Source organism: Neobacillus cucumis (genome assembly GCF_023715505.1).
In genome coordinates this window covers 185,479-199,371 of record NZ_JAMBOH010000006.1, presented here as the reverse complement: position 1 = coordinate 199,371, position 13,893 = coordinate 185,479, and the positions used below count along the sequence as shown (strand labels likewise).

The following is a 13,893-nucleotide window of genomic DNA, read 5'->3' as shown; positions in this document are numbered from 1 at the left end:
ATTTTATTGTAAGCGTTTCACCTTTTGTAAAAAAATCTTTTATGGGGGAATGCAATAAATGAAAAGAAAGTTGAAAAGGTTGATTTCATTACTTCTTGTAGCCTTGTTGGTTATTCCGTTAGGCTGGATTACACATGTTCCAAAGGCAGCAGCGAACTCGGATATTCCAGTTCTTTTGTATCATCGAATTGTCCAAACTCCTACCAGTCAATGGACGGATACTAGTACTGACCATTTTAAACAGGCTATGCAGTATCTTGATGACAATGGTTACACCACATTGTCTGCAGAAGAGTATGTAGACATCATGAAAGGAAGAGCAACGGCTCCTGCAAAGCCGGTACTATTAACTTTTGACGATGCGACTCCTGACTTTGTTACCACCGCTCTACCCGTATTGAAGCAACACAACATGAAGTCTGTATTATTTGTTGTCAGCAGCTGGATCGGTGGCGGTTATAGTATGTCAGTTGCACAGTTGCAAAGTTTGTTGAATGAACCTAGTGTCAGTATAGAGAATCATTCCAAAACTCACGATCAAAATATTTGGGGAAATGGTGCAGCAGGCACGAGCAGAATGACCACTCAGCAAGCTACAGATGAAATTGTAACAGCAAATAGTTACTTAAAAGCTTTGACTGGTAAAGACCCTGTCCTTTTGGCCTATCCTTATGGTTCTTTTAATGATACTGTAAAAGATGTTGCTCAAAAGAACGGCATCATGTACGCATTTAAAGTAGGATACCCTAATGGTGACGAGTATGCCATGGGCAGATATTACGTATTAGACGCAGACCTTGCTACAATTGCAAATTGGGTTGGCGGACCGGCTCCGACAACGACTCCCGTAACTGGAGACCAGGCCTCAATGCAAACAACTTATCATGAAACCTTTGACAGTGGCCTGGGTGTTGTAACAAAAGCGGGCAACCCGCAAATAGAAGCGGTTTCCGGAAAAGTTTTTACTGGCAATGATGATGGAAAAGCGATCTATGTAAGCGGTCGAGGAAATAACTGGGATAGCGTTGATATCCCATTCAGCAAAGTCGGCATGGTAAATGGTAAAACATATACAATTACCGTCAAAGGTTATGTGGACGATAGTGTAAGTGTGCCAGCAGGTGCACAAGCTCTCCTTCAGAATGTGGACAGCTATAATGGCTTGTATGTAGCAGCAAATTATCAGGCGGGACAAGCTTTTACTTTAACCGGTGAATACACTGTTGACACGACCAAAGATAGAGCACTTCGGATTCAATCTAACGAAACAGGAAAAACAGTTCCGTTCTACATCGGAGATATCCTGATCACGGAAAAGGGAACTTCCGGCGGCAACAGTGATTCCGTGGATCAAAGACCATCTGCGCAAACCTTCAACCCAATTACGTTTGAAGATCAAACAAAAGGTGACTTCGAGGGTAGAGCTGGTACTGAAACGCTTACTGTATCCAATGAGGATAACCATACTTCTGGCGGTTCTTATGCTCTAAAAGTTGATGGCAGAACACAAGCTTGGAATGGCCCATCCTTACATGTGGAGAAATACGTTAACCTTGGACAAGAATATAAAATTTCGGCTTGGGTCAAGTTGATTTCACCTGAAAGCTCACAGCTTCAGCTTTCCACACAAGTAGGAAATGGCGGAGCTGCCAGTTACAATAACCTTCAAGGTAAAACTATTAACAAGACAGACGGCTGGGTTAAGCTAGAAGGAACTTACCGTTATACCAATGCTGGCGGCGAATATTTGACGATTTATGTAGAAAGTTCAAATAACGCTACCGCATCTTTCTATATTGACGACATCACCTTTGAACCTACTGGTTCAGGTCCGATTACAATCCAAGATTTAACTAAGATAAAAGACGTCTATAAAAATGATTTCTTAATCGGAAACGCAGTATCATTGGCAGATCTGGATGGTGTTAGACTTGATCTCCTCAAAAAGCATTTCAATATTGTCACAGCAGAAAACGCTATGAAACCAGATCAAGCGTATAATGCTAATCAACAATTTGACTTTACCGATGAGGATGCGCTCGTCAACAAAATATCAGCAGCAGGCCTAAAATTGCACGGTCACGTCCTTGTGTGGCACCAGCAGACACCAACATGGTTGTTTACTGCTGATAATGGCCAGCCGTTAAGTCGAGACGAGGCACTCGCAAATTTACAAAACCATATTAAAACTGTCATGGAACATTACGGTGACAAGGTAATTTCTTGGGACGTGGTCAATGAAGCGATAAATGACGGCTTGTCGAATCCGACTGATTGGAAAGCATCACTGCGTCAATCCGGTTGGTATAAAGCGATTGGACCTGACTACGTGGAGCAGGCCTTCCTGGCAGCAAGAAAAGTCGTCGACGAAAATGGCTGGAATATTAAGCTATATTACAACGATTACAATGAAGATAATCAGAACAAAGCTGAAGCAATTTATCAGATGGTAAAAGAACTCAACGATAGATATGCACAGTCACACCCTGGAAAACGGCTCATCGACGGCGTTGGTATGCAGTCACACTATAATTTAAATACAAACCCTGCTAATGTGAAAGCATCCATGGAGAAATTTATTTCCTTGGGAGTGCAAGTCAGCGTGACCGAACTTGACATTGCAGCTGGCAGCAACAACCAACTTACCGAGAAGCAAGCATATGATCAGGCTTATCTATACGCGCAATTGTTTAAGCTCTACAAAGATCACGCTAGTCACATCGGACGCGTGACCTTCTGGGGACTTAATGATGCGACGAGCTGGAGAGCTGCCCAATCTCCGCTTATTTTTGATAAAAACTTGCAAGCGAAACCAGCTTACTATGGCGTCATCAATCCGGATAAATTTATCGCAGAACATGCGCCTGAAGTGAAAGTCGCTAAACAATCCACGGCTGTATACGGTACACCTGCCATTGATGGAACGGCAGATGATATTTGGAAAGACGCACCTGAACTTCCTGTTAACCACTATCTGCAGGCTTGGCAAGGAGCAAACGGAGTATCCAAAGTCCTTTGGGATAAGGAAAACCTGTATGTATTAACACAGGTGAGCGACTCCCAGCTTGACAAATCAAGTCCAAATCCATGGGAGCAGGACTCGGTCGAAGTTTTCGTGGACGAGAACAATGCAAAGACATCTTCTTATGAAAACGGAGATGGGCAATATCGAGTAAACTTTGACAATGAGACTTCCTTCAACCCTGGTAGCAATGCCAATGGTTTCAAATCTGCGACAAGTGTGTCGGGTAATAGTTACACCGTTGAATTGAAGATCCCGTTCAAAACAATTACTCCACAATATAACTCGAAGATCGGTTTTGACGTTCAGATCAATGACGGTAAAGACGGTGCCCGTCAAAGCGCTGCTACATGGAACGACACAACTGGTAATGGATATCAAGATACATCTGTTTTTGGCGTCCTAACACTTACTGACACAACTGCACCTGTGACAAATGATAACGCACCAACAGATTGGGTTAATAAAGATATTACGGTTAATCTTACTGCTAGTGATAATGGTTCCGGTATTAAAGATACGTATTACAAAATCGATAACGGGACCCAACAAACCGGAAATTCCTTCACTATTACTGATGAGGGCGTCCACACTATAAGTTATTGGAGTGTAGACAACGCTGGAAATGTCGAGCAGTCAAAGACAAGAACAGTTAAACTGGATAAGACAGAACCAACCTTAAATATTACTCTAGATAAAACGACAATCTGGCCTGCAAATCACAAGATGGTGCCAGTTACAGCTACTATTAGTAAGTCTGATGCCGCATCAGGAATCGACTCAGTTGTGTTAACTTCCATTACTAGTAATGAGCAGATAGTAGCTGATGATATTCAGAATGCCAAGCTGAATACTCCTATTACTGGTTCAACTGCTTCCTTTGAACTTCGTGCAGATAGATTAGGAAACGGTAATGGACGTGTATACATCATTATTTTTACAGCTGCAGATAAAGCAGGTAATGTGACAACTAAGAGCGTTAACGTCACTGTTCCACATGACCAATCTAAATAAAATTTGAATTGCGAAATACCCTGAATGTGCATCATTCAGGGTGCTTTTTGTTAAATAAAATATTCTTAGTTAACTTGCTATACGAAAATTAATCTTTGAGCCGCTCCATCTTATTTGATGTTTGAGATTGTCCAGTCAATCTCCTTTTGCCCGATTTTCCGCAGAAACTCATTGGTCCGGGAAAATGGCCTGCTGCCAAAGAAGCCACTGTTGGCAGAAAACGGACTCGGATGAGGCGATTTTATAATAAAGTGCCTTTGTGAAGTGATTAGCTCTTGCTTTTGCTGAGCAAATCTCCCCCATAAGATAAAGACGACGGGTGTCTCCCTATCATTCAAGATTTCTATGATTCTATCAGTAAACTTCTCCCAGCCAAGCCCTTTATGCGAGTTAGGGTTCCCCGCCTGTACAGTCAGCACCGTATTAAGCAGCAGCACCCCCTGCTGCTCCGTCCATTCGGTTAGAGATCCATGATTTGGTATCTCGCAGCCTATATCAGCATGTAACTCTTTATAAATATTTTTCAAGGAGGGCGGAATGCCTACCCCCGGCTTGACCGAGAAACTAAGTCCATGAGCCTGTCCTGGTCCATGATATGGGTCCTGTCCGATTATGACCACTTTTGTATCCTCAAAGGAAGTAAAACGGAGTGCATTGTATACATCATGCATATCAGGATAAATCACTTTATTTTGATATTCCTCTTTTAAAATCTGTCGCAAACGCAAATAATACGGTTTAGCGAATTCTCCTTCTAATAAAGGAGCCCAGTCATTTGTTAAGATTCTCATTACTTTAAACACTCTTTTCATTTTAAGTTGTCTATATTTATTATAAAGACACTTAGAAAATTTAAAAGAGATTGCCATTTTCGTTAAAACTCATATATTCTGGTTCACTTACTATTTCAATATTTGGATTAATCTTTGCTTCATCCATCAGGCATTCAGAGATGAACATATGTTCAAGCTCCAGCGTATTTTTAATTCGAAAAATCCTCATATGGTTAAGTCAACGTCAAAACATGTTTTCATGGCAGCTCTTATAGCCAGGCTGTCATTTTCCATAACCATAGGAATTTTAACACTTTGCGCCAGTCTGTTTGTCAAGGGGTTAGGGTAAGTGGACTCAAATGATATCTTATCAAAGAGTCTTCTAGAGCAAATATCAGCATTAGCCATACCGTTTGCATTACCATGGGATTCTCTTGTAAGATCCAGTACGGCTAGTCTTTGTGCCAGCGGATTATATTTTAAGGAACCCGAGTAATTCCTTCTAATGATATTAGGATCCATGCCGCTGCCTGAGATGTTTTTCCCCATTTCATCCACGATAAGAACATCACATTTTTCAAACATGATGCTTGGCATAAGTTCGTGTGCTTCTTGCAGTAATCCTGGTTCCTCATCCATAATCCTTTCCTTTGGTATGGCCACAATTTTATAAGTTTCATCATAGGCGTTTTCTATCATTCCAACCGCAAATATGATGTTTGATTTTTCCAACGCCTCTCTTGCGATCTCTTACACTCTGAACGGAATGTTTTCTACACCGGCGGAATGAATGATTTCAGCACCCACTTGTTTACCAAGCCCAACCGCGATCATTTTGGCCAAGCCGCTTTCATAGGAAGCCCTAAAGGATGTATGAGGCTTTATGCGGCCAGTAATAATAATAGCATCCGCTTTCGTATGAGCATTTTTATCGATATTGACTGGGAGTCCATTTTTGGAAACACCTACCTGAACCACCTCCATACTAGAAACAATGGGAGCACCTGTAGATTCTTCGGTTATGCCGAGCTCGGCAAGTATTTCTACCTGTCCTTCTCCTGTTGCACCGCCATGGCTCCCCATCGTCGGCACGATAAACGGGTGAGCTCCTCTTTCTTTGACCGCATTACAATTTCTCTTACTATACAAGGCATATTAGCAATTCCTCTACTGCCCACAGCGATAGCAACCCGGTCACCATTCTTGATTCTCCCTATAATTTCTTCCTTACTGAGTTCTTCTTTTATAACACTAGTTACATCTGCAATCGTTTCTCTTGGGAAACGCTGTCTGATTTTAATCATTCTTGGGATATTTATACCTGTGAATAATTTCTCCATTTTCAATACCTCTTTTCAAAAGGGGAATGCATATGTTGTTCCGCCATACAAAATGGATTCATCCTTTAATCAGGTTATTGGTGCTGGATTAAACAGGGTAAAATCATTATAAATTTCGTATTTTTCTGCATAAGTTTGTTTTCTTCCGCTGGCAACATCGATAATTTCGTTGAATAATAGAGTTCCAATTTCTTGAATGGTTGCTTCACCTGTTGCAATTGGCCCTGCATTTACATCGATTAAATCTTGCCACATATCTTTCATATCATTTCTTGAACATACTTTAATTACGGGTGCAGCTTCTAATCCATAAGGAGTTCCTCGTCCTGTCATAAAAACTTGGAGCGTCATTCCACTCGATAACTGGCATGAACCACATACAAAGTCACTGGCCGGAGTTGCTGCAAAAATCATCCCCTTTTTCGTTGGTCTTTCTCCTGGTGAAAGTACTTCTACAATTGGAGATGTACCAGATTTAGCAATCGAACCCATCGCCTTTTCAACAATATTCGATAGCCCCCCCTTTTTATTTCCAGGAGTTGGATTCGCTGAACGGTCCACTTGACCATTATTTAGGTATTGATCATACCATTTCATCTCATCAGCTAGCTTTTTCCCAACTTCTTCATTCACACAACGCTCTGCAATGATATGGACACCATCACGGACCTCGGTTACTTCAGAAAACATGACGGTTGCACCCGCATTGACTAACATATCGGCAGCATAACCCGCAGATGGATTAGCTGTTACACCTGAAAAAGCATCACTTCCACCGCATTGTAATCCAATGCATAACTGAGAGAGAGGCAGTTCAACGCGGGCTCTTTCATTCAATTTTTTTAATTTGTTTTCAGCCATTTTCATAATTTCCGCCATGATCGCATCATGGCCCTTTTCGTTTTGAAACGTTACCACATTATCTGGTGTGTTATATTCCGCATCCAATAACATTTCTAATGTTAGTTTTTCACATCCCAAAGAGATAATCATAGTCTCGCCACCGAAATTCGGATGTTTGACCATGTTTTGCAACATTCGAATCGGGATTTTTGCTTCAGGGGCATTGATGGCGACACCGCATCCATATGCATGATTTATCACTACAACATCATCTACATTTCGATATTTTGGGAGGAGTTCTTGTTTAATTCTCTTTACTGCATTATTTAAAACACCTGTTACACATTGAACAGTTGTGACAATTCCCAATATATTTCTTGTTCCAGCATATCCTCCGTTTTTGTTTGGATAACCCATAAACGTCCTAACTGGTGGTTCTGGCAGATCTGTAATCAACTTTGTTGCAAACTCCATTTCATCCAATGATGGAGGAATTGGAAGTTTCAACATATGTTCATTGATCCAATCGCCCTTATTAATAAAATGTAATGCATATCCTAAAGTGACGCCATATCGGATTATTGGTTCGCCTTCGCCGATATTGCATAATGCAATTTTATGCCCTTGGGGAATATCCTGGTTGGCTAGAATATCATCCATGACAATGGTACCTGCTGAAATCGCATTTACTGTAATGGCAACGTTATCATTTTCATTGATTTTAATATAATGGTTTTCCATTGCGTTACCTCCTAAACTCTTGTTCTATTCTTAAAACCATTGTAAGCTTAGATCATATATAAAGTAAAAGTGATTATTTTTAGAATTCTATTAGAAAAACTAAGAGTAATAGGGAGAATTTAAATGGATCTAAAACAGTTGGAATATATGATTAAAATCGCTGAGGAAAACAATATTACAAAAGCTGCCGAAAAACTTTTTATCACTCAATCAGCATTAAATCAGCAGCTCTTAAAATTAGAAAAAGAGCTGGGAACTCAACTTTTTGTTCGTTCAAGAACCAATTGGCATCCGACACAAGCAGGAGAAATTTATATTGAGAATGCTAAAAAAATGGTACGTATTAAAAAGAATACCTACAATCAAATTAATGATTTATTGGATATAAAAAAAGGAAAGCTTAGTATTGGCTTAACTCCTGAACGCGGTCCTGAAATGTTTGCATCTATCTATCCTGCTTTTTACAAAAAGTATCCAAATATAAAAGTTGAACCCATTGAACTACCTGTGAAACAACAACAACATGAAATATCAATTGGGAATCTCGATATTGGGTTTGTAACTTTGCAAGATTACCAAAAAACAAATGATGAATATATTCAAATCGGTTTGGAAGAAATTATTTTAGCAGTTCCCAAAGAGCATCCCCTTGCCCATATCGGAGGAAAACTCGGCGATTCACTTCCTGAAATAAGCTTAGACCGTTTTAAGAACGATACTTTTGCCCTTATGCAAAAAGGATCAACTCTGCGAGAAATTTATGATAATTTCACTACCTCCGAAGATTTTAATCCATATATATTGTTAGAAACAAGGAGCTGCCATAACTTATATAATATGGTTGCTGAAGGAATATGCTGTTCCATCATTCCAATTGCTTATGCCAAACAAAACTCTAACGTCGCTTACTTCTTAATCAAACAAAAACCTGTTTGGGAAGTATGTGCATCATATAAGAAAGGTACTTACTTAAGTAATCCTGCTAGAGACTTTATTAAGATTGCCGGTAATTATTGGTCCGCTAAATTATATCAGCCAAAAGGGATGAGCTGTAACCCATAAAATAGACAGTTAATAGAAAGACCGTTTATAGTCAGCTAGAGTGTCGACTGCCTGTCGCACAAAAAAGGCCCCATTGAATGAGACTACTACAAAATACAAATATTATAGAAGGAAAGAAAAAGGGTGAAACACTACCAGTAGTAGGTGTTCACCCTTTTTCATTTATTATTGGTCTTTTGCAGTGCCCTTTTGTATGGTACCTTTACTCACTGTTGCATCTGTTATTAAGCCTTCCAAATTAGAGTGAACGTCACACCACATGTCCGGGTATATGCCGTAATACATAGGAAGCTAGTTAATTAATAGTTCATTTGATTTCATCAATGAAGGCTGTTTTTTTTAACAGGTGTTTTTTGGGGGATAAAAGAAATTCATAAGATTATCTGGAGATGGAATGCTAGTAGTTACATATGAAGGTAATTGCTAGTCTTAATACATTAGCCAAAATATACTCTTACACCCCCTTCCATTTTTGCTGTTGCTAAACAATTTTGTATAAAATTCAAGATTTGTTTTTGATCCCAAGGCAAGGAAGCACTTTCTGACAGGGAATCACTATTTTTATAAAATTGTTTAAAGGCATTCAAAGCCTTTTCAATTTGTTGTAGCGAGAAAGTAGAACTGCCGCCTGATCCACTAACTCCTGCATAGTAATTATTTGCATCAAGTAAATTATACAGTATGGTAGCATTATAATTCCCCATGCTAAAACGAGCATAAGCAATTTCTTCTCCTGCTTTATTGTATCCTGATATATCGTGACCCATTAATCATTCTCCTTCAGATATAAAATTTACTTACCAGAAAAATTTGTCTTAGGAAACTTAAAATGATAATACCTATCCTTTCAGGTCTTTTTTTATTAAACAATTTTTTTGAAATAACATGGATTGAATGGGTGTAAAAGTGGAAAAATGTGAAGATTCAATATGAAGGTTGTTCGTATAAGTTTTCATAATGTAAAAGTTGTATCTATGCTTCAAGGTTTTGATAAAATCATTGTTTTGATGGGGAAAATGCTGGTGGACAAAAACGCTAAAATTTAAAAAGTAATTATGGTCATGTTTCCATTTTGCCACCTCCTATAGATAGAATAATATCACATTATAATTCATATAAATTTAGTCTTTTCAAGGGCTTTTCTACAATTATGTGAACATATTAGCAAATCATTAAAGTATCTTTAAAAGTCAACACCCAAAGGGTTATTTGCCTTCTTTTAAAATGAGTTGCTCCACACACTCCACATGTCCAGAGTGTATGTGGCAACACATGAGATGTTGGTGACCAGATATTTACGACTCTAGCAAAAATCTTTCTAGGATGGATAGCCCTTCCTCCAATTCATCGGAGTCCTTAGGAGATGTTAGGGAAATACGAATAAATTGGGGAGATTCCTCTTTTTTGACCAAGAAACGATGAGAATGAAAGACATGGATTCCCCGGGTTAAAGCAATATTCTCAAACTGGTTAAGCTGCCATTCTTTATGCAATGGTAACCAGCGAAAAAAACTAATAGGGTTTTCGCTCGGATGATTGATTTGAAAATATTTCTGGTAAATCTGATTCCGTTCTTGTGAAATTTCCCGCTTTTTCATAATGATTTGTTCAGCAGTCCCTGTATTAATTAATTCTGTTACAATTTCTGCATTTAAGGCAGATGTTTTTACATTGAGATTGAAAATTCCATACGTAATTTTTTCAACAAACTGAGTGGCGTAAGCGATAAATGCAACTCGAATACCAGCGCTGAGTGATTTGGCAATACTCAGGATATAAACAAATCTTTCCGGTGCAAAATGTGAAATAGGAACATAGCCATGCGGAGCCAGGAAAGAGTATTCGTCATCCTCTATTAAAATAAGCCCGTGTTTATTGATGACCTCTGCTATTTCCTTTCTGCGATTCATATTCATTGTTACAGCAGTAGGATTATTGCAGGAAGGACTCAAATAAATTCCCTGTAATGGATTTGTTCGGCAGACGGCATCTAATCTCTCCGGCTTCATGCCTAACTCATCCCCGTCAATAGGGATTAATTGGATATTCAATATTTTGGCCAGTTCAATAAAATTAGGATAAGTATATATATCTACCGCTATTTTATCTCCCGGATGAAACAAGGCCATCAGAATCAGCGAAAACGAATTTTGCCCTCCCGAAGTGATTGCAATATTTTCTATGGGTACTTCCATGTTAAAGCGCTGCATCCACTTTTTGGCTGCCATTCGATGATAAGGCATTCCCAACGGGTGTCTGTAATCTAATAAATTTTCCAGATAATCTTTGGTGGCAATGCTTTTAATCGCTTGTGTGACGAATGAGTTTGTACTGTCAAAGGGCTTGATGATCCCCATCTCTATATAATTCTTATTCTCATCACTGTCTGCCATGAAAATAGCACTTTTTATATTGGAAGTAACAAAGGTTCCCCTTCCGGTAACGGCATAGATTAATCCTTTCACTTCGCATATTTTAAATGCCCTTGTGACCGTGCTGAGGTTAATATCAAGATAATCTGCTAATTCTCGTTGAGGAGGAAGTTTCGTATTGGGCGCGAGATAGCCATTGAGAATATCATATTCCAGCAAACTGGCAATCGATCGATACAGTGGAGGGACAAGCTGTTTTTTATCCGGCTTCCACGACATAGGATAATTTTCAAATGAATTAACTGGCATACAACACCCTCCTCGAAAAAATTGTATTGCATACAATTATATCATTGAAGCCATACAATGAGGATGATAAAGTTAATTCACATACAAATTTTCTTTATAAGTGGGTGATAGATTTTGAACATAAGTGATAACACTTTTTTGCAGGAAGAAAACAGCTTCTTTGCCGGGGTACGGGATTGTCTGCCCACTGTACTTGGTTACTTAAGTATTGGCTTTGCGGCAGGTGTTGTGGAAAAAACAGCAGGACTTTCGATTGTTGAAATTGGACTAATATCCTTACTTTTATACGCTGGTTCTGGTCAATTTATTGCCGCCGCGATGATTGGGGCTAATAGTCCGACTCTAGCGATTATCTTTACTATTTTCTTTATTAACCTCCGTCATCTGTTAATGAGCGCGGCTATATCGCCATATTTCCGTCACCTTTCACCCTTCAAGAATATATTAATCGGTTCTTTACTCACAGACGAAACATTTGGTGTAGCAATGAATGAAGCAGCAAGTAAGAAATGGCTTAGCGAAAAATGGATGTATGGGTTAAATATAACTGCTTATTTAAATTGGTTCATTGCCAATATTGCAGGAGCAATTTTCGGAGAATGGATTTCAAATCCGGAAAAATTCGGTCTTGATTTTGCATTGCCTGGTATGTTTATTGGCCTACTTGTCCTGCAAGTGGTCAGCCGAAGAAGATGGATGAAAGATGTTTTTGTTGCACTAAGTGCTGTTGCCATTGTTGTAGGGGTAAGTTTAGTGGCATCTGGAAGCGTAGGTGTTATTGTGGCAACAATCATTGCCTCTAGCGTTGGAATGGCGGTGGAAAAATGGAAGTAAGATGGTCAATCTTTTTAATTATTTTAGGCTCAGCCCTTGTAACATTCATTCCAAGAGTGCTTCCAATTGCGGTTCTAAGTCGTGTTGAACTGCCAGAATGGGCCATGCGATGGTTGAACTACGTTCCCATTGCCGTTATGGCAGCCTTAGTGGGGCAAGAGTTGCTAATGCCAAACGGAAAATTAGAACCTTTGCAAAAAAACCTTGAACTAATCGCCGCGTTGCCTGCTTTTCTTATTGCGATTGTCACACGCAGTTTATTAGGTACTGTTTTAGCAGGAATCGTATCTATAATGGTATTACGTTTTGTGTTTTAAATTTTACTAAGATAGAAAACTTTACACTTGAAGAATAAAGTAAAGTTCGCTTTAAAATCAAATAAACAACAGGCAAAAAAGAAGAAAATAAAATATAGAAATAAACCAGACCCCTGATAAACAAATCCTTTGTCTATCAGGGGTCTGGTTTCAGAAAAACAAATATGGACGTTTAAACTATAACCTTTTTGGGGGGCACACCAGTTTAACGTCCTACTTCGCTTTTACCTTGAGTTGGTTCAGTTTTACTGTTCCCCATTCCATCAAGATTCTTTGAAAAGTTATCTAGCACCACACGTACTTCATCTGTTGACTCAGTGCTCATTAATTGATTTCTTAATTCACTCGCCCCTCGAAATCCTTTGACATATATCTTAAAAAAGCGATGAAGAGCCTTGAACGGACGCAGCTCTAATTTTGAGTATTTATCATGGAGATCCAGATGCATTCTTAAGAGATCAAGTAATTCCTCACTGCTATGATCTTTCGGTTCTTTTTCAAAGGCAAATGGATTACTGAAAATACCACGCCCAATCATAACCCCATCCACACCATATTGATCTACGAGCTTCAAGCCAGTTTGACGGTCAGGAATATCCCCATTGATCGTCAAAAGTGTATCTGGTGCCGTCTTGTCACGAAGTTTCTTAATCTCCGGGATCAGCTCCCAATGAGCATCTACTTTGCTCATTTCCTTCCTTGTACGCAGATGAATGGAAAGATTGACAATGTCTTGTTTCAATATGTGTGTCAGCCATTCCTGCCATTCGTCTATCTCAGTGTAACCAAGCCTTGTTTTTACACTTACGGGCAATCCTCCTGCTTTTGCTGCTTGTATTAACTCTGCTGCAACTTCTGGACGACGGATAAGGCCGCTTCCCTTCCCATGCTGTGCCACATTAGGTACAGGGCAGCCCATATTAATATCGATACCCCGAAAGCCTAGTTCCGCCATACCAATACTCATTTGCCGAAAGTATTCAGGCTTATCCCCCCATATATGGGCTACAATGGGCTGTTCATCCTCTGTAAAAGTCAAACGCCCACGCACACTCTGAATCCCCTGTGGGTGACAATAACTCTCCGTGTTTGTAAACTCTGTGAAAAACACATCAGGTCTAGCTGCCGCGCTTACTACATGGCGGAAAACAACATCCGTCACATCTTCCATTGGTGCCAGTATAAAAAAAGGCCGTGGTAAATCACGCCAAAAATTATCTATCATTTTCAATTTCAAATCCTTTCATTATGGGGTACCAGGCCAAC

12 protein-coding genes are annotated in these 13,893 nt (G+C 39.5%); 4 read left to right on the top strand and 8 right to left on the bottom strand.

Annotated features, from left to right (window positions below; all coding sequences use genetic code 11):
* Positions 1-58 precede the first annotated feature (58 nt).
* Positions 59-4,036: an endo-1,4-beta-xylanase gene (locus M3226_RS11660; protein WP_251565477.1), complete on the top strand. Its 3,978-nt coding sequence runs from the start codon at positions 59-61 to the stop codon at positions 4,034-4,036.
* Positions 4,037-4,146: 110 nt separating this feature from the next.
* On the opposite strand, the gene M3226_RS11655 is transcribed toward M3226_RS11660, so the two are convergent.
* The 5 genes from M3226_RS11655 to garD form a co-directional block, all read right to left on the bottom strand.
* Positions 4,147-4,827 carry a uracil-DNA glycosylase gene (locus M3226_RS11655; protein ID WP_251565475.1) on the bottom strand — a complete coding sequence of 227 codons (681 nt, stop codon included), beginning with the start codon at positions 4,825-4,827 and terminating at the stop codon, positions 4,147-4,149.
* A 207-nt stretch (positions 4,828-5,034) separates the two neighbouring features.
* Positions 5,035-5,541, bottom strand: a complete 507-nt coding sequence (locus tag M3226_RS11650) for a hypothetical protein (RefSeq protein ID WP_251565474.1) — start codon at positions 5,539-5,541, stop codon at positions 5,035-5,037.
* An 18-nt stretch (positions 5,542-5,559) separates the two neighbouring features.
* Positions 5,560-5,892: a lactate racemase domain-containing protein gene (locus M3226_RS11645; RefSeq protein WP_251565622.1), complete on the bottom strand. Its 333-nt coding sequence runs from the start codon at positions 5,890-5,892 to the stop codon at positions 5,560-5,562.
* Entirely contained in the window at positions 5,853-6,149 is a 297-nt protein-coding gene (locus M3226_RS11640; RefSeq protein ID WP_251565472.1) for a hypothetical protein, read from the bottom strand. Before M3226_RS11640 ends, M3226_RS11645 begins: the two co-directional genes overlap by 40 nt.
* A gap of 69 nt (positions 6,150-6,218) precedes the next feature.
* A complete protein-coding gene (gene garD, locus M3226_RS11635) occupies positions 6,219-7,733 on the bottom strand; it encodes a galactarate dehydratase (protein WP_251565471.1) in 1,515 nt (504 codons plus the stop codon).
* Between the two features lie 138 nt (positions 7,734-7,871).
* On the opposite strand from garD, the gene M3226_RS11630 reads away from it, so the two are divergent.
* Positions 7,872-8,795 (top strand): LysR family transcriptional regulator, encoded by a 924-nt coding sequence (locus M3226_RS11630; protein WP_285857814.1) that lies wholly within the window; start codon positions 7,872-7,874, stop codon positions 8,793-8,795.
* A 437-nt stretch (positions 8,796-9,232) separates the two neighbouring features.
* Here the strand turns inward: M3226_RS11630 and M3226_RS11625 are convergent, their stop codons facing one another.
* Entirely contained in the window at positions 9,233-9,562 is a 330-nt protein-coding gene (locus M3226_RS11625) for a hypothetical protein (protein WP_251565469.1), read from the bottom strand.
* Positions 9,563-10,090: 528 nt separating this feature from the next.
* Complete coding sequence (locus M3226_RS11620) at positions 10,091-11,476, bottom strand: aminotransferase-like domain-containing protein (RefSeq protein ID WP_251565467.1); 1,386 nt, start codon at positions 11,474-11,476, stop codon at positions 10,091-10,093.
* 114 nt (positions 11,477-11,590) lie between these two features.
* Here M3226_RS11620 and M3226_RS11615 point away from each other — a divergent pair, with 114 nt between their 5' ends.
* Both M3226_RS11615 and M3226_RS11610 read left to right on the top strand, forming a co-directional pair.
* Positions 11,591-12,310 (top strand): AzlC family ABC transporter permease, encoded by a 720-nt coding sequence (locus tag M3226_RS11615; protein WP_251565465.1) that lies wholly within the window; start codon positions 11,591-11,593, stop codon positions 12,308-12,310.
* The gene (locus M3226_RS11610; RefSeq protein ID WP_251565463.1) at positions 12,301-12,627 is read left to right on the top strand and encodes an AzlD domain-containing protein; all 327 of its coding nucleotides are present in this window, start codon (positions 12,301-12,303) and stop codon (positions 12,625-12,627) included. The genes M3226_RS11615 and M3226_RS11610 overlap by 10 nt, the downstream gene beginning before the upstream one ends.
* Positions 12,628-12,832: 205 nt before the next feature.
* On the opposite strand, the gene M3226_RS11605 is transcribed toward M3226_RS11610, so the two are convergent.
* Complete coding sequence (locus M3226_RS11605) at positions 12,833-13,852, bottom strand: tRNA dihydrouridine synthase (protein WP_251565461.1); 1,020 nt, start codon at positions 13,850-13,852, stop codon at positions 12,833-12,835.
* Positions 13,853-13,893 lie beyond the last annotated feature (41 nt).

Excerpts from the sequence above, each read along its gene's own strand:
- M3226_RS11640 (WP_251565472.1), bottom strand. The coding sequence starts at position 6,149 with ATGGAGAAATTATTCACAGGTATAAATATCCCAAGAATGATTAAAATC.
- M3226_RS11660 (WP_251565477.1), top strand. The coding sequence starts at position 59 with ATGAAAAGAAAGTTGAAAAGGTTGATTTCATTACTTCTTGTAGCCTTG.
- M3226_RS11645 (WP_251565622.1), bottom strand. The coding sequence starts at position 5,892 with ATGGGGAGCCATGGCGGTGCAACAGGAGAAGGACAGGTAGAAATACTT.
- garD (WP_251565471.1), bottom strand. The coding sequence starts at position 7,733 with ATGGAAAACCATTATATTAAAATCAATGAAAATGATAACGTTGCCATT.
- M3226_RS11620 (WP_251565467.1), bottom strand. The coding sequence starts at position 11,476 with ATGCCAGTTAATTCATTTGAAAATTATCCTATGTCGTGGAAGCCGGAT.
- M3226_RS11655 (WP_251565475.1), bottom strand. The coding sequence starts at position 4,827 with ATGAGAATCTTAACAAATGACTGGGCTCCTTTATTAGAAGGAGAATTC.
- M3226_RS11610 (WP_251565463.1), top strand. The coding sequence starts at position 12,301 with ATGGAAGTAAGATGGTCAATCTTTTTAATTATTTTAGGCTCAGCCCTT.
- M3226_RS11625 (WP_251565469.1), bottom strand. The coding sequence starts at position 9,562 with ATGGGTCACGATATATCAGGATACAATAAAGCAGGAGAAGAAATTGCT.
- M3226_RS11605 (WP_251565461.1), bottom strand. The coding sequence starts at position 13,852 with ATGATAGATAATTTTTGGCGTGATTTACCACGGCCTTTTTTTATACTG.